Raw genomic sequence first — 16811 nt, 5'->3', positions numbered from 1 at the left:
GGAGAACTATAGATAGGCCTGTATTGACGCTTACACCCAACAAATTTGGGCTTTGTCTTCTTCAGTTGACCCCAATGAACAATACTGTGCCTCTACCAAGGTATTTGTATCATTATTAACGTGAAACGGGATTACAGAAAAGTTAAAAACCGTCCCCGATTAGAAGGAACGGTTAAGACAGTTTATTGATGAACTAATTCAAGAGGTGGACAAACTTCCAATTTATGCGTTGATTTGTCCAGAAATTAAGTTACAGTTCCAAACCCTGTCACACCGAAATCGGTTCTTCAATGTTTACCACCACAGCTTGTAGTTCCTTCGCTTTCTCTTCCGGTAAAGCATCATTGGCAAACATCCCCGCTGCTAGTTCGGTTCCCGCTAGATACTTTAGCCTTTCGCTTGTCCGATATGGTGGAAAAAACTCGGCGTGTAAATGCGCTTCGGGATGAGCTAAACCGTCAGTTGGTGCTTGGAACCAAGCCATCAAGTACGGAAACGGGCGATTCCACAAACCGTCATACTTGAGAGTGACAGTTTTTAACGCTTTGGCAAGTCCCCAACGTTGTTGTGGGGTAAGATCCATAAAAGTGCTAACTGGCTCTTTTGGTGCAAGCCAGACTTCATAGGGGTAACGAGCGCAGACTGGGACAAATGCGATCGCATACTCATCTTGATATATAATTCGCTGGTTAGCTGCAATCTCCTTTTGAATCAAGTCTTGCAGTAAACCCCGCCGGTGTTCTTGATAATACTCCTGCTGCATCGCGAGCATTCGCGCTGGAACAGGCGGAACAAAAGGATAAGCATAAATTTGCCCGTGAGGATGGTGCAATGTTACACCCACCTCTACACCTTTATTTTCAAAGGGCAGCACATACTGAATTTGGGGATTTAATCCGAGTTCGCGGGTGCGATCGCCCCAGACTGACAACAGCAAATCTAGATGATCCAACTCTAAGGAACTCAAGGAGGCGCGGGCATCTTGAGTAAAAACCACTACCTCACAGGCTCCATTTGCAGGTAACGTTTCCACGATGGTATCAGGTGGATTGTTGGCTGTGGGACTCATTGAGGGAAAGCGGTTATCGAACACTGCCACATCATACTTACCTTGTGGTAGTTCAGTTGGAAACTCCGGGTTGGTGGTAGGTGCGAGGGGATTATATTCTGGAGGCGGCATGAATGTCCGCCCTTGACGGTGACTGGCATAAGCTACCCATTCACCCCGCAAGGGGTGCCAGCGCAAGTGGGGATTAGCTTGCACTGGCTCATTACTAGGACTAGGGGCTTCTAACTGACTAGTAATTGGGTAGCGACTGTATAATTTGAGTTTGCGTCCGTCGGGCTTTAACAGCTTGTGGGAGTACATAAACCTTGTCCTGAGAGGGTTGCAGCGCGGATTGCCTCAATGGGAAATTTCGGCGTGCGATCGCCGTACAATAAACCGTTAGCTTCTTGGAAAGTATCTGTTAATTGTGTGTAACAGAATCCGCTAAATAGCTCAATGTTATTAACGGTTTCCAGCAGTTCAGCATATTTCATTTGTAATTCGGAGATATTCGAGCAGTTTTCATATCCCCAAGCTTGAGCTTGATCGGCATTCGGTTGGTCGAGAGGTGCATAGGCGATACCACCAAACTCGGTTAACATCACTGGCTGTCCCTGATGGGGATAGTTATCCAAGGTGAGAATGCGTCCTCCAGGGCGGCTACGCTCAAATAGATCCGATATCTGAATATCTGGTCTGTAGCGATGGGCTAATCGCTCAGGGTGGCGTTCATAGTCGTGAATAGCGAGGATGTCGGTATCTGTACTTTCCCAACCATCGTTACCAATTACTGGGCGAGTCGGATCGAGAGTCTTGGTCAGATGATACATTGCCAAAACGTAGTTACGATGAGCCGCCGTCTCAGTCAAATTTGGCACACCCCAAGATTCATTAAACGGCACCCACGCCACAATACAAGGATGGCTAACATCTCGCTTGATAATTTCCGTCCACTCACGCGTCATCCGTTCTACAGCTTTTGGCGTGAAACGGTAAGCACTGGGCATCTCCTCCCATACTAACAACCCTAAAACGTCTGCCCAATATAAAAAGCGGGGGTCTTCAATTTTTTGGTGTTTGCGTACTCCGTTAAAACCCATAGCTTTGACGAGTTCTACATCACGTCGTAATGCTTCGTCATTGGGTGGAGTCATTAATGTTTCAGGCCAATAACCTTGGTCGAGAACTAAGCGCAGATAGTAGGGACGACCATTGAGCATAAAGCGATCGCGCTGGATGCTGACAGTCCGCATCGCTGTATAAGATTGCACTTCATCTAACAGACGATCTTTATCCCATAGCTGAATTTGGGCATCGATCAGCGTCGGCTTTTCTGGACTCCACAGTAATTCATTACGGCAGTCGTCAATACCCGGATCGCTCAGAACAATGCGGCGGCTAATTTCCCCATTGAATACTTCATAAGTATCGCTTGCTAACAGGCGATCGCCAACGCTTAGTTTGACTTTAATTTGTACACCTGAAGTAGGTAAATTACCAGCTAGCCCAACTTCAAAGCCAATTTCCCACCGTTCGCAGTCGGGAATCCAACGAAGATTGCCGATATAAGTCTCACCTACGCGCTCTAGCCAGACTGTCTGCCAAATACCAGTTGTGCGAGGATACCAAATACTATGGGGTTTCAGTTGCCAATCTTGTTTACCACGAGGTTTGGCGAGGTCGTGCGGATCGTCTTGCGCCCACACTGTTACCTTTGTTGTACCACTGTTATTTAAGGTATGGGTAATATCGAGACTGAAAGAGGTGTGTCCGCCTTCATGCTCGGCTATATATTTATTGTTTACCCACACACGAGCGCGATAGTCTACAGCGCCAAAGTGTAACACTAATCTGCCGTCCCCTGGTGGCGTTTCAAATTCGCGCTCGTACCAGCAGTTTGGATGAAAACCGCGATCGTTAATCCCACTTTTGATAGATTCGGGCGCATAAGGAACTTCTATATGATGATGCCATTCGCTAAAATCGCTCGGTTCGACACATTTTCCTTCGTCATCAAATGCGAATTTCCACAGTCCATTTAAAGATTGCCAGTGCGATCGCTTTAACAACGGTCGTGGGTGTGCTGGTGTTAAGTCCACAAAATTACTATCTGTTTTAGAGGTCAATTTAACCTCAGCATTCTCTAAATCTAACAATTTCATCAAATTTCCTCCTGTCCATAACTCAATCAACCCCTGCTACAGACTAAATCCAGACCCAAATATTGGGTTTCCAGATATAGCAAGAGTTTTGACCCGATCGTTCATCAATCGGTTCGAGCTAGTAGCATTATATTTTTTCGTAGTCAATACTGATACCTTCCCCACTTACGTGATGAAGTATAACAATAACGTTTATATACCCCTAGCTCGTGACATTATGGCATATACATTATCAATCTTTGCCAGGTTATCTAAAAAAAAAGCATTATATTTAGGTGCCTAATTACTATCATAAATCTGCCACACGAGAAAGTGGTTGTCATGAAAATTTTATTTATATCAATTATTTAAGTAAATTTTTTAAAATCATTTATTAGTCAATAAGCATTAGCAAACAAAAGAGAAATGATTAAAATCAGGTTATATTAAGAGAATAACGGAACCATTCATTGAATATTGCTAAATAGAGAGCATTTTTGTCTGCAACCACGCCAGCCACAAAACAAGAAAATTTGGTGTTCTTGTCCTAAACCCCTGTTCTCTTTGGTCGCGGCAGGAAACAGTGTTTCGACTTTCTTCTCTACAGGACGCTACGCCTGATACAGGAGCACCTTCAGCCTCTAATTCTGTTCGTAGGGCATCTGTCCAATCATGCAGCGCATGTTTTGAAGCAGAATAGACCTCTTGCAAAAATATATTTTTGCAAGATAAAGAAAAGGGTGCATGTTAAAGGGAAAGGATTTTGAGTTTCTTTACCCTTTTCCCCTTCGCCTTTGCCCCGATTTTTGCCAAGAAGTCTAATGTGAGAGTCCAGCTTTCTGTTGATAGAGCATCGTTAATTATCGTTATGGAACGATCGGTAGTTAATTCGAGCGGATACCAGTTAATATAGGTCGCTGCATTGCTGGTTGGGCATTAAGGATTTCCGCTTCCACCCGATGCGCCTAACACTTGCCCAGTAGCATAGCTCGACTCTTGCGAGGCAAGCAGCACGTAAATAGGGGCAAGCTCTGCTGGCTGTCCGGGACGTCCCATCGGTGAGTCACTGCCGAACTTCTCGATTTTACTCTGCGGTTGACCGCCACTAACCTGGAGCGGTGTCCAGTAGGGCCCAGGTGCGATCGCATTCACACGGATACCCTTCTTCGCAAGCTGCTTTGCCAGTGACTTGGTAAACGCGACAATCGCCGACTTAGTTTGGGCATAGTCGAGCAGGTTCTCGCTAGGGTCATAGGCTTGGACTGAGGAGGTATTGATAATGCTTGCACCGGGACTGAGGTGCGGCACAGCAGCTTTAACGATCCAAAACATTGCGTAGACGTTCGTCTTGAACGTTGAGTCGAACTGTTCGGTCGTGAGATCGAGAATCAAGTCAACAGATTGTTGTTTACCAGCATTGTTAACCAGAATGTCGAGTCCGCCGAGTTCGCGCACGGCAAATTCGACGAGTTGATTGCAGAAGTTTTCGTTGCGAATATCGCCGGGAATCGCCACCGCCTTACGTCCTGCTGCCCGAATCAGTTGAATTACCTCGCGGGCATCTGGCTCCTCGACCGGCAGATAGTTGATCGCAACATCAGCACCTTCACGCGCAAAGGCGATCGCTGCTGCTCGACCAATACCGGAATCGCCGCCTGTTAGCAGCGCCTTGCGTCCCACTAGCCGTCCAGAACCCTGATAACTTGTCTCACCGCGATCGGGTCGCAGGATCATTTTGCTGGCAAGACCGGGTGGCTCCTGCGGTTGTTGCGAAAAGGGCGGACTCGGATATTGCTTAACTGGGTTCTGCTTGACAGACTGGTTGGGTGTTTCCTGGTTGGGCGTCACTTGTTGATTTGCTGGGGTAGATGTTTGTTGTGCGAAGATTGGTACCGTTTGCACTGCGACAACGCCAATAGATAGACCGCCGAGAACTTGACGACGTGAGGCTTTTTTGAAGATATTTTTTTGTTGCATACTGAGTTTCTTGACTTGGATTTCGCCCCACTGAATTGATTTGAAAGCAGGTTTTCGCCGAAGCATCTGCAATGAGACTGATAGAAATTGGCATCACAGCAAAGCGCTATGGAAGAACGGGCTGACCGCCAGTAACGGGAATCACCGCGCCTGAAACGTAACTGGCTTCGGAAGAAGCTAGCAGCACGTATATTGGTGCAAGTTCAGCTGGCTGTGCGGGGCGTTTCATTGGGTACTGCTGCCCGAACTGTGTCACCTGTTCGTTTGGCATAGTTGCCGGGATTAACGGTGTCCACACGGGGCCTGGCGCGACAGCGTTAACTCGGATACCCTTTTCGGCTAGTAACTGCGCCAACCCACCAGTGAAGTTGACGATCGCTCCTTTGGTCGCCGAATACGCCAGTAGCTTCGGTTTCGGTTCAGCCGCATTGATGGAGGCAGTATTGATGATGGCACTACCTGGCTGCATGTGCGGCACTGCGGCTTTGCACAGGTAGAACATCGCGTAGATGTTGGTTTTGAAGGTGCGATCAAACTCCTGTGACGAAATCTCATCAAGGCTTTCTCGCGTCATCTGGAAAGCGGCATTGTTAACGAGGATATCGATTTTGCCGAACTCATTTCGCGCCCGTTCAATAATCTGTTGACATTGCGCTTCTTCCTGGATATCGCCTGCAACAGCGATGCACTTACGCCCCTCTTTTTCGACGATGCGAACGGTTTCTTCTGCATCCGGTTCTTCGTTTAAATAAGCAATTAGCACATCAGCACCTTCGCGGGCGAAGGCAAGCGCGACTGCCCGCCCGATGCCAGAATCGCCACCCGTGATAATAGCCGCTTTACCTTGCAGTTTTCCAGAACCGCGATAAGAATCTTCGCCATAATCTGGCTTCGGGTTCATCTGTGACTCTAGTCCTGGCACATCTTGCTGTTGTTCAGGAAACGGCGGCTTTGGTTGTTCTTGTAGGTTCTGTGAAATCATTAACTCTCCTTTCTACTGGCTGGGTTTGGAGTAAAAAACTAAATAAAGTAAGACTGCTTTTGTGCAAGCGCCTAATGCAGCATCTGCTGTAGTGATTATCCTTTTGTTGTTTGATTCTTTGTTCTTGATAGTTACCAAGTAGGTGATACCAATTTGAAAAATGATTGCGACAGATAGATTCACACCAAGCCAGACGCACCAAAGCAATTCCCAATTCAAAATCTAAAATCCAAAATCTAAAATGGTATGAATCATAAGACTTTTTATGACTAAATAATACAAAGCACTTGGAATTTACTTTCACAAACACCTAACTATAGAAGTCTTTTTCATGCTGTGCTTATTGAAAAAACAGTTTAATTTAGATTCATGGTTAAACAACAAGTTCTGAACACAGCAAGCACACAACCAAACAGCTAAGACTATATTGAAAATAATAAATAATCTTTATTTTCATCAAACTCTAAGCCACTAAATTCCAGTAAATATCGATTGAAATCGAAGATTTACATCTGTGCAAACCATAACTGAATCTGAACGAACTTGACCACATCACAATCAACATCTAAAGGACAAAAAAATGGCACTTTTCAATCTTGGTACACTCGGTAGCACTCCTGTTGTTAAGAATAACTTTGATTTGACTACATCCGATCCCACAGATGTCTTTCAATTCAAAATTACTAGTGGCAAAAATATCAACCTTTCTCTGACAGACATTAGCGCGGGTGATGATGCCGACATCAGGCTGTTTCGAGATGCGAACAATAACGGCGTACTAGACGACTTCGACCGAAAAGTTGGAATTGTTTCCAATCGCGGAAGCAACCAAGATGAGGCGATTAACTTTAAAACTAGCTCAGGTACTTTTTTTGCCGAAGTTTCTCGCTTTGCTCCAGGTAGTTCTGGAAATGTCAGTTACGATTTAGCCTTGTCTGCGACTGAACCTGCTGGAACTTTTCCGATTTCAGCTAGTTCTAGCAACCTTCTACCTAAAGAATTTGTACTTGGTGACTTGTCAGGTAATATCACTCGTACAGGTAACGTCAATAACCAGAATACTACTGATGTTTACAGCTTCTCTTTGGGATTTCGTCAGGGTGTCGACATCAGATTGGAAGGATTAAGCAGCGATGCTGATATCCGGGTGATTCGAGACTCTAACAACAATCGCATCGTCGATGCAGGCGAGGTAATTACCAGTTCTAATAATGGAGGTATTACTTCAGAACTGATTTCCAACATTAGTGTACGTGGTGACTACTTCTTGCAGGTAACTGAATTCACTGGCGCCACTAACTACAACGTGACTTTTAATCAGTTCTCTGTCCCTGCTTAAGCTTAGGCATTAGCAGTGGTGAATAGTAATTGAAAGCTTTGTACAGCAATGCTTTCAAGAGTATGAAAATGATGCAAGCGGCAGAGAATCATACCTGAACTTTGCCGCTTTTACTCCACACTCTAGACAAAAAATTACATTAGGCTTAACTAAAACTAATCTTGCTTTAAGCAAATAACTATTTACACCAAAAAAACAAAAAAATGACTAATTTCAATCTTGGTACTCTGTCTAGCACCCCTTCTCACTTTTCTTTTGAAACACCAGACCCTACTGATATCTATCAGTTCCAAATCAGCAGTACCAGAAACGTTAACTTGTCTCTTAACGAGATTAGTGCTGGTGATGATTCCGATCTGAGACTTTTTCGAGACGTTAACGGTAACGGTATATTAGACGCGGCCGAGCGAGCGAATGGATTGGTTGCAAGTTCACGCAATGGCAGCAACTTTGATGAATCAATTAATGTCAAAGCAAATGCAGGTACTTATTTTGCTGAAGTCTCTCGCTTTTCTGGTTCCGGCACTGTGACTTACGATTTAGACTGGTCTGCAACGACACCCAATTCAACACTCGATTTCAACAATCTTTTGCCCAAGGAATTTGAACTTGGTGACTTATCAGGTGATATCGCACGTACTGGTTTTATCAGTGACAAAAATACCGCTGATGTTTACCATTTTTCTCTAGGAAGCTTTGAGGGTGTCAATATCACATTGAGCGGACTAAGCAATGATGCCGATATCCGACTAATTCGAGACTTTAATCGCAATGGCAGAGTTGAGGTAGGAGAGGAAATTGCCCGTTCTATTAAAAGCGGTATTACCTCAGATATTATTTCCAATATTAAGGATGCTGGTGATTACTTCCTACAGGTCGATCAATTCAAAGGTAGCACTAATTACACTTTGAGTTTTGACCATTTCACCACGTCCGAAGCTTAAGTTTAAGCATCGAAAGTGGTGAATAGTACTTGAAAGTATTGTACGGCAATGCTTTCAAAGGTATGCAAATGATGCAAACGGTAGAGAGTTATACCTGAACTTTACCGCTTCATTGCATAAATTATAGCTGCACTCATCAAATATTTCAACAAAATTGACGCTAAAGATTTAATCATAAGAAACCTCTGGTAACTCAGAGGTTTTTTTGGATCAATTTTATACAACAATTTTTTAGTGTTACCAAGGTTTGCCAAAGCGATCGCCTGAGGCAAGCTTTCGCCTACTTCTTTACATATCCCTTATTCGAGCAAACTCATTCTCAATTACGGCAACGGCGAATTATATGACTTTTTCTGACTAAATCATACAAAGCATTTGGAATCTACTTTAAAAAACACCTAACTATAGAAGTCTTTTTCATGCTGTGTTTCTTAAAGAAACAGTTTAATTTAGATTCATGGTTAAACAACAAGTTCTGAACGCGGCAAGCACAAAACCAAACGGCTAAGGCTCTTTTGAAAATAATAAATGTTCTTTGTTTTCATCAAAATCTAAGCTGATAAAATCTAGTAAATGTCGATTTAAATCGGAATTTAATCTGTGCAAACCACAACTTAATCTGAACTTGACCAAATTGCAATCAACATCTAAAGGACAAAAAAATGGGATTTTCCAATCTTGGTACACTCGGTAGCACCCCTGTTGTTAAGAATAACTTTGGTTTAGTTACATCCGATCCCACGGATGTCTTCCAGTTCAAAATCACCAGTAGTAAAAATATCAACCTGTCTTTAACAAATATTAGTGCAGGAGATGATGCTGACCTCAGACTGTTTCGAGATGCTAACAATAACGGCGTACTAGACAGCTTCGACCGAACTTCTGGACTTGTTTCTAATCGGGGAAGCAACCAAGATGAGGCGATTAACTTTAAAACTAGCTCAGGTACTTTTTTTGCCGAAGTCTCTCGCTTTAGCACTAGTGTGGGCGGTGTTAGTTACAATCTAGCCTTGTCTGCAACTGAATCTTCTGGAACTTTTCCGCTTGCAGCTAGTTTCAGTAACCTTCTACCGAAGGAATTTGTACTTGGTAATTTATCAAGTGATGTCACTCGTACAGGTAACGTCAGTAACACTAACACTGCTGATGTTTACAGCTTCTCTTTGGGAACTTTTGAGGGTGTCAACATTAATTTGAACGGATTAACCACTGATGCTGATATCCGGCTGATTCGAGACTTTAACAACAATCGCATTGTTGATGCAGGAGAGGAAATTGCACGCTCTACTAAAGGTGGTACTACTTCAGAACTGATTCCTAACATTAATCAATCTGGTGACTACTTCTTGCAGGTTACTGAATTCACTGGCAACACTAATTACAACGTGACTTTTGACCATTTCACCACCCCCTTTGCTTAAGTTTAAGCATTGGCAGTGTTGAGTAATACTTGAAAGTTTTGTACGGCAATGCTTTCAAGGGTATGCAAATGATGCAAGCGGTACAAATCCATACCTGAATACTGCTTGCATTTCTAAATATATCTCTGCACGGCTCAAATATTTGCACAAATATGAATAAAACATTACAACTAGGCGATGTCTACGATGGACGTAGTGGCAGCGCCCTCTTACCGCCAGAAATTATTCCTTTTTTAGCAAGTTACAATCTAATTCCGCAATTGTTATCTCAGAGCATTATCGAATTAGCGATCGCACCAATCATCTGCACACAAATCGAAATATCTCATGCTCTAGAACAATTTTATCAGCAATGGGATTTGACCACCGAGCAAAAAATCCAAGATTGGTGCTTATGTTACGGTATGACTCAAGAACAATTAGAACTTTTCGCTACCCGAAAGCTGAGAGTTGAAAAGTTCAAGCAACAAACTTGGGGACATCAACTAGAATCTTACTTCCTGAAATACAAAAGACATTTTGATAAAGTCATTTATTCTTTAATTCGGACTGATAGCAGAGGAACTGCTAACGAACTATTCTTCCGAATTGCAGAAGGAGAACAATCATTCTCCGATCTAGCCTGTGCATATTCCCAAGGGCCAGAAGCTGACACAAATGGCATTATCGGCCCAGTGGAACTTGGTACGATCGCTCCCAATTTTGCTCAGTTACTTTGCACGAGTCAAGTGGGTATAGTTCAAGCACCTATGCCTTTTGGAAATTCCTGGATAATTATCCGTGTGGAAAAGTTTATCAGTGCCCAGTTGGACGATTTTATGCGCCAACGTTTGCTGCAAGAGAATTTTGAAACTTGGTTTCAACAGCAATTAAATCAACTATCACCAGAAGAAAAAACCTGGATGGGAATCAACACCAAACCAGCACAGCCCCAAGAAGCGAAAGCTGCTTAAAAATTATTAAAATCGGGTGCAAGATGATGACAAATACAACCATTGATATTCAAGAATATATTGCCGATCTATTTCCTTTCAATTATCTGCCACCAAATGTTTTAGAAAATTTGCTCGACAAGGTGCAATTTTGTCGTTATCGCATCGGGCAAGTAATAGTAACCAGTGAAGCTATGCCCAATTGGATTAGCATTATCTACCAAGGACAAGCGCGTTTATTAACCTACAATTCTCAAGGACAAAATCCGGCGACACTGAAGTTGCTCTCAGCAGGAGAGGTTTTGGGTTGGGTAAGTTATATGCGGGGTATTGCTTGTGAAACTGCGATCGCTTCTACTGAAGTTATCGCGATTAATCTACCTATTGCTGGTTTTTTAACTTTACTCAAGCAGGAAGAGGCTTTTGTCCACGCCTTGCAAAATGAGATTACTCTCTTAGAAGTGCATGAACTGCTTACCGAAGAACTCAGCCGTCGCGCAGATGGGAGCAGGAATTTAGTTAAACTTGCCCAAGCTGCAACTGAAGTTGCGATTATCCAAACAATTCCTGCACGCAAAGTCTTTCACCAGCAGTTAGATTCAGAATTTTTGTGGTTAGTCAGCAGTAATTTTGATGCTGAGTTTTCTGTGGGGAGTCGCTTAGAGTTGGATGAACTCAACCCCAAGCTAAAATTTAATGTAAATATGCGCCTGGTGGGATTGCCTAAATCAATATTTAGAGAAAATCTCGCATCTCCTACACCAAAAACACTCTTCCCCGCAGAGATTCCCTACGCCTCAGAAATTACTGTCACAGAAGCACCAGCAGCTAAGGGTAAACAAAAGAAGTTTCCTTATGTCAAAGGTAGAGGGCCGCTTGATGCAACACTAGCTTGCTTCCAGATGTTGAGCCAATACTTTAACATCTCCTGGCGCAGAGATACATTGCAGCGAGTGTTAACTAAGCAGCACGAACAGAAAGGTATTATATCTCTGCAATTTTGCGCTGCTGCTGCTGAGTTGATGGGGTTGACAACACAGATGGTGAAAGTTCCCGCCGCCGCAGTCGGACGCTTGCAACTACCAGTAATGATTTCTTGGCAAGATAGTTTTGCCATTATCTATAAAAATAGCGATCGAGAGTTACTGATTGCCGTTCCAGAGATGGGACTACTGCGCTACAAATTACGAGACTTTGCGGAAAACTGGGGGGCTGAAGGAGAAGTCCTGCTACTGCAAACTACCAAAAATACTCCCAAGGCGCGGTTTAGTTTAAGTTGGTTTGTACCTTCGCTGCGGCGTTATCGCAAGGTGTTAATTGAAGTACTAATCGCTTCCATTGTTATTCAACTGTTTGGGCTAGTAAATCCCCTCGCCACACAGGTGATTATTGATAAAGTATTGGTTGGTAACAGTCCTGATACCCTGGAAGTTTTTGGCATCTTTTTGCTAGTAGTAGCAATCATTGAAGCAATACTCACCAGTATCCGCACTCATTTATTTACAGATACCACTAACCGAATTGACCTCGCCCTTGGTTCTGAGGTGATTAATCACCTGTTGCGTCTGCCATTATCTTACTTTGAACGCCGTCCCGTGGGAGAATTGGCAACGCGAATTCACGAGTTGGAAAATATTCGCTCTTTCTTAACTGGTACAGCTTTAACTGTGGTGATGGATGCGGTATTTTCAGTGGTCTACATTGTAGTAATGGCGATTTACAGCCCAGTATTGACCTTGGTAGCTTTGGCAACAGTACCGTTGTTTGGCTTACTCAACTTGATGGTATCACCTGTGATGCGCCGACAATTGCAAGAAAAAGCTGAGTGCAATGCAGAGACGCAATCTTACCTCGTGGAAGTGATGGGGGGAATGCAGACAGTCAAGGCGCAAAATTTAGAAATGCGATCGCGTTGGCAATGGCAAGAACGCTATGCTCGTTATATTAGCGCAGGTTTCAAAACAGTCTCCACCCAAACTACTGCCGGTTCTGTTAGCAGTTTTCTCAACAAGTTTTCCAGTATGTTAGTGCTGTGGGTGGGAGCTTTTCTAGTTCTCAATCAGCATCTAACCTTGGGACAACTCATCGCTTTCCGCATCCTAGCTGGTTATGTCACCAGTCCCTTGTTACGCCTAATGCAACTTTGGCAGAACTTCCAAGAAACCGCTTTATCTCTGCAACGCCTTGCTGATATTTTAGACACACCCCAAGAAGTAGAAATCGGTAACTGTCAAAATATCCTGATGCCCAGCGTTCAAGGTAGTGTCCGCTTTGAAAATCTCAGCTTCAGTTTCTCAGAACACGGGCCATTGCAACTATGCAATATTAACTTAGACTTTCCGGCTGGCTCCTTTGTGGGAATTGTTGGTCAAAGCGGTTCCGGTAAAAGCACACTGCTAAAATTATTACCCCGACTTTACGAACCCAAATCCGGCAAAATCTTGATTGATGACTATGATATCAGCAAAGTAGAACTTTATTCTTTACGTCGTCAGATTGGTATGGTGTTACAAGATACCTTACTATTCGATGGCACCATCCGCGAAAACATTGCCTTGGGATATCCTGATGCTAGCGATGAAGAAATTATTACCGCCGCCAAGGTAGCTTATGCCCACGACTTTATTATGTCTTTGCCAAGTGGTTATAACACCCGTGTCGGCGAGAGAGGTTCGGGACTGTCTGGAGGACAACGCCAACGAGTAGCGATCGCTCGTACTGTCCTGCAAAACCCGCAATTACTGATTTTGGATGAAGCGACGAGTGCCTTAGATTACAATGCCGAAGCCCAAGTTGGCCGTAATTTGGCAACAGCTTTCCAAGATAAAACAGTGTTTTTCATTACTCACCGCCTCAGCACAATCCGCAATGCCGATATTATTCTGATGATGGATAGAGGTGCTGTGGTAGAACAAGGAACTCATGAAGAATTGATGGCGCTCAAAGGTTATTACTACTGTCTGTATCAGCAACAGGAAGCGAAAGTTTAGTTATTTGTGATTTGTCATTTGTCAGTAGTAAATACTATCGCTTCAACTTTAGATAATGAAACTTCAAGCTTAAAATTTGATACTTCAGCCTTTGAACTTGGAAGTTGCACCTTTTTACTGGAACGTTGAACCTTTGAACTCGAAAATTGCACCTTTTTACTGGAACGTTGAGCCTTTGAACTCGGAAGTTGCACCTTTTTGCTTGAACGTTGCACCTTTGAACTCGAAAATTGCACCTTTTTGCTTGAACGTTGCATCTTTGAACTCGGAAATTGCACCTTTTTGCTTGAACGTTGCACCTTTGAACTCGGTTAAGATCCCCCCGCATACGGCGACCCCCTTAAAAAGGGGGTAAATAGGAGGAAAAGAGGAAAAGCCCCCCTTTTATAAGGGGGGTTGGGGGGATCTCCGAGAGCCAAATATACTAACCGAACCGTATTGTTATCATTCCTAACTCAGCATTCAACACTCCCCAATGCCCAATACTTCGACTACGCTCAGTACAAGTGCCCAATGCCCAATGCCCCATTCCCCATTCCCCATCCCCCATTTATTATGAATATTCAATATAAATTCGATCAACCAGTACTTTTACAACAAACTCCTACTTGGTCAAGAGCGATCGCTTGGACTATTGTTGGAGTTAGTACCTTCGCAGTAATTTGGGCTTCGGTGTTCAAAATTGATGAATCAGTTCATGCTACTGGCAAGCTAGAACCACAGGGTGCAGTTAAAGAAATTCAAGCTCCGGTTCATGGTGTTGTCAATGAGATTCTAGTCAAAGATGGTCAGCGAGTCAAAAAAGGTGAAACACTCGTTACCCTAGAAAAAACTTCTTCGGAGGCGGAGTTAACTTCATTAAAGAAAAGTCGAGCGGCTCAATTGCTGGCGAAACAGGCGCTAGAGCAAGAAAATGACTTCTATCGCCGCCAGATGCAAGGGAACATATCATTACAGGAAGTGGCACAGCAAACTGCTCTGTTGAAAATTAAACCAGAACTCGCCTTCTTGACCAAAAGCCGAGCCGCGATAATTGCCGAAAACCAGTTGTACCGCACACAATTAAATGGTGTGACTGCTGGAAATAGTCTCACAAGAGAGCAACAGTTACGCTTGCGAAATCGCCAAATAGAATTGGAATCGCGTTTAGCCACAGCTAATTTAGAAACGGGACAGACGCAACAGCAATTTTTCCAAACTCAAGCGGAATTAACTAGCGCTAAAGAGTTGCTGACAATTAATCAACAAATTCTCCATAAGTTTGAACCTCTAGCGCAGCAGGGGGCGATTTCCCAGGTGCAATATTTGAAACAACAGCAGGATGTCAGCAGCAAACAAGCAGAAGTAATCCGATTGAATCGGGAACAGCAGCGATTACAATTAGCGATCGCCCAATCAAATCAAAAACTTCGCAATACTGCGGCTGTGTCTCAAGAAGATTTACTAGCCAAAATTACAGCTAATGACAAAAACATTGCCGAAATTGACAGCCAATTAACCAAAGTAATAGTAGATAATCAAAAACGCCTCTATGAAATTAATGGTCAAATTGGAGAAATTAATAGTAAGTTAATTCAGGCAGAACAAACTCTGAAATATCAGAAAATTACTGCACCCGTAGATGGTACTGTTTTTGAACTTAAAGCTAAAACAGCAGGATTTGTAATTAATTCCAGCGAACCGCTCCTAAAACTTGTTCCGAGTGATAACTTGGTTGCTAACGTTTATATCACCAACCGCGACATTGGCTTTGTCCAAGAAGGGCAACAAGTGGATGTGAGAATTGATTCCTTTCCCTTCCAAGAGTATGGTGATATCAAAGGCGAACTAGTTGAGATTGGCTCTGATGCCTTACCTCCAGACCAAGTTTATAATTTCTGGCGTTTTTCCGCAAAAGTCCGCCTACATGGGCAGAAGTTACTAATTAATCAGCGTCAAATTCCATTGCAATCAGGGATGTCTATTAATGCGAATGTAAAATTGCGTCAGCGCACGATTATGAGCATCTTCACCGATTTCTTAGTACAAAAGACTGAAAGCTTAAAGTCTCTGCGGTGAACACAAGGGTTTTCACAGCAGTTTTCAAGCGTGAAACCCAACATCTCATAAATATCCCATAAGGATGTGCGATCGCCTATTTCTGGAGCGCCTGTTGAAAAGTCTTGATCGCCTCGACGTGATTCACCATATTCATGCAACGTAACAACAAATCCAGATCGATTCCTTTGACCTCTTCACTATTAGAAACTTTTTCATAGTGAAGTGTATTGCCTTCTCCCCGCAGGTGATAGACTTCTAGGACACCATCTTCCCAAAACCACACTTCCTTGATTTTCAGCCGCTTGTATGCATCCAGTTTGTTGATGCCGCCACTGGAAAACACGACCTCGATCGCCAGATCGGGTAGCATCCGACCAGGAGCAAGTTTATAAGATTCATCCGCCTCTCGCTTGACGGCGACTGTTTCACTTTCCAGAGTCATTGAGCCAGTTGGAGTAAAGTCGAACCCTGCCATCAGCAGGTAAAGCTCCAACAAAGCACCGATCCTTTCTTTAACAGTTTCGTGGGGTTCTCCAGGCATTCGTCGGATCTCCAGAACTCCATTCAGAAAAGAGAGTCGATATCCTGGACGGTCTAACAATTGCTCAACTGCTTTAAACTCTCTCCAAGTCATTCCCTCAAACAGAAGGGGTAATTCCTTTGGTGGTGTTACTATCGTTGCTGTGGTCATTTGAGTCTCCAGTTAATTTCCAGATTAGAAATAATCAGGTTTGGAGGGCGATCGCTTCATTATTTTAACTGCATTGGGTGGATATCATCGGAAAGCTCAGAAGAGAATTGCGGGTTATGCCAACCCATTTGTTATTTCGGAGTACCCATTTGTTATTTCGGAGTACCCATTTGTTATTTCGGAGTACCCATTTGTTATTTCGGAGTACTCATTTGTTATTTCGGAGTACTCATTTGTTATTTCGGAGTACCCATTTGTTATTTCGGAGTACTCATTTGTTAGGGACTTCCAGAAAATAAATTATCC

11 protein-coding genes are annotated in these 16811 nt (G+C 43.4%); 6 read left to right on the top strand and 5 right to left on the bottom strand.

From position 1 onward, the window contains the following. Positions 1 to 268: 268 nt before the first annotated feature. From galT to RMY32_RS17060, 4 genes are all read right to left on the bottom strand, one after another. A complete protein-coding gene (galT, locus tag RMY32_RS17075) occupies positions 269 to 1369 on the bottom strand; it encodes a galactose-1-phosphate uridylyltransferase (protein ID WP_322712508.1) in 1101 nt (366 codons plus the stop codon). Then, positions 1348 to 3210, bottom strand: a complete 1863-nt coding sequence (locus RMY32_RS17070) for a glycoside hydrolase family 2 protein (RefSeq protein WP_322712507.1) — start codon at positions 3208 to 3210, stop codon at positions 1348 to 1350. The genes galT and RMY32_RS17070 overlap by 22 nt, the downstream gene beginning before the upstream one ends. Before the next feature lie 915 nt (positions 3211 to 4125). Next, positions 4126 to 5166, bottom strand: coding sequence for an SDR family oxidoreductase (locus tag RMY32_RS17065; protein ID WP_322712506.1), 1041 nt, complete (start codon positions 5164 to 5166; stop codon positions 4126 to 4128). 106 nt (positions 5167 to 5272) lie between these two features. Further along, the gene (locus RMY32_RS17060) at positions 5273 to 6148 is read right to left on the bottom strand and encodes an SDR family oxidoreductase (protein ID WP_322712504.1); all 876 of its coding nucleotides are present in this window, start codon (positions 6146 to 6148) and stop codon (positions 5273 to 5275) included. Positions 6149 to 6728: 580 nt separating this feature from the next. Here RMY32_RS17060 and RMY32_RS17055 point away from each other — a divergent pair. From RMY32_RS17055 to RMY32_RS17030, 6 genes are all read left to right on the top strand, one after another. Continuing rightward, entirely contained in the window at positions 6729 to 7487 is a 759-nt protein-coding gene (locus RMY32_RS17055) for a PPC domain-containing protein (protein ID WP_322712502.1), read from the top strand. A gap of 203 nt (positions 7488 to 7690) precedes the next feature. Next, positions 7691 to 8431 (top strand): PPC domain-containing protein, encoded by a 741-nt coding sequence (locus RMY32_RS17050; RefSeq protein WP_322712500.1) that lies wholly within the window; start codon positions 7691 to 7693, stop codon positions 8429 to 8431. A 662-nt stretch (positions 8432 to 9093) separates the two neighbouring features. After that, a complete protein-coding gene (locus RMY32_RS17045) occupies positions 9094 to 9852 on the top strand; it encodes a PPC domain-containing protein (RefSeq protein WP_322712498.1) in 759 nt (252 codons plus the stop codon). Positions 9853 to 10004: 152 nt separating this feature from the next. Next, positions 10005 to 10805, top strand: a complete 801-nt coding sequence (locus RMY32_RS17040; RefSeq protein WP_322712496.1) for a peptidylprolyl isomerase — start codon at positions 10005 to 10007, stop codon at positions 10803 to 10805. A gap of 23 nt (positions 10806 to 10828) precedes the next feature. Next, entirely contained in the window at positions 10829 to 13774 is a 2946-nt protein-coding gene (locus tag RMY32_RS17035; RefSeq protein ID WP_409883254.1) for a peptidase domain-containing ABC transporter, read from the top strand. A 513-nt stretch (positions 13775 to 14287) separates the two neighbouring features. Next, the gene (locus RMY32_RS17030; RefSeq protein ID WP_322712493.1) at positions 14288 to 15832 is read left to right on the top strand and encodes an HlyD family efflux transporter periplasmic adaptor subunit; all 1545 of its coding nucleotides are present in this window, start codon (positions 14288 to 14290) and stop codon (positions 15830 to 15832) included. 76 nt (positions 15833 to 15908) lie between these two features. Here RMY32_RS17030 and RMY32_RS17025 read toward each other — a convergent pair whose 3' ends face one another. Beyond that, positions 15909 to 16505 (bottom strand): Uma2 family endonuclease, encoded by a 597-nt coding sequence (locus RMY32_RS17025; RefSeq protein ID WP_322712492.1) that lies wholly within the window; start codon positions 16503 to 16505, stop codon positions 15909 to 15911. Between the last annotated feature and the right edge of the window lie 306 nt (positions 16506 to 16811).

The sequence above is a fragment of the Nostoc sp. ChiSLP03a genome (assembly GCF_034531215.2).
In the GTDB taxonomy this organism is placed as follows: domain Bacteria; phylum Cyanobacteriota; class Cyanobacteriia; order Cyanobacteriales; family Nostocaceae; genus Nostoc.
The sequence above is the reverse complement of the archived record's forward strand: the minus strand, read 5'-3'. Positions and strand labels throughout refer to the sequence as shown.

Bases quoted from the DNA above. Each gene is read 5' to 3' on its own strand.
- RMY32_RS17065 (WP_322712506.1), bottom strand. From the start codon at position 5,166: ATGCAACAAAAAAATATCTTCAAAAAAGCCTCACGTCGTCAAGTTCTC.
- RMY32_RS17035 (WP_409883254.1), top strand. From the start codon at position 10,829: ATGATGACAAATACAACCATTGATATTCAAGAATATATTGCCGATCTA.
- RMY32_RS17045 (WP_322712498.1), top strand. From the start codon at position 9,094: ATGGGATTTTCCAATCTTGGTACACTCGGTAGCACCCCTGTTGTTAAG.
- RMY32_RS17060 (WP_322712504.1), bottom strand. From the start codon at position 6,148: ATGATTTCACAGAACCTACAAGAACAACCAAAGCCGCCGTTTCCTGAA.
- RMY32_RS17050 (WP_322712500.1), top strand. From the start codon at position 7,691: ATGACTAATTTCAATCTTGGTACTCTGTCTAGCACCCCTTCTCACTTT.
- RMY32_RS17055 (WP_322712502.1), top strand. From the start codon at position 6,729: ATGGCACTTTTCAATCTTGGTACACTCGGTAGCACTCCTGTTGTTAAG.
- RMY32_RS17030 (WP_322712493.1), top strand. From the start codon at position 14,288: ATGCCCAATGCCCCATTCCCCATTCCCCATCCCCCATTTATTATGAAT.
- RMY32_RS17025 (WP_322712492.1), bottom strand. From the start codon at position 16,505: ATGACCACAGCAACGATAGTAACACCACCAAAGGAATTACCCCTTCTG.
- RMY32_RS17040 (WP_322712496.1), top strand. From the start codon at position 10,005: ATGAATAAAACATTACAACTAGGCGATGTCTACGATGGACGTAGTGGC.
- RMY32_RS17070 (WP_322712507.1), bottom strand. From the start codon at position 3,210: ATGAAATTGTTAGATTTAGAGAATGCTGAGGTTAAATTGACCTCTAAA.
- galT (WP_322712508.1), bottom strand. From the start codon at position 1,369: ATGTACTCCCACAAGCTGTTAAAGCCCGACGGACGCAAACTCAAATTA.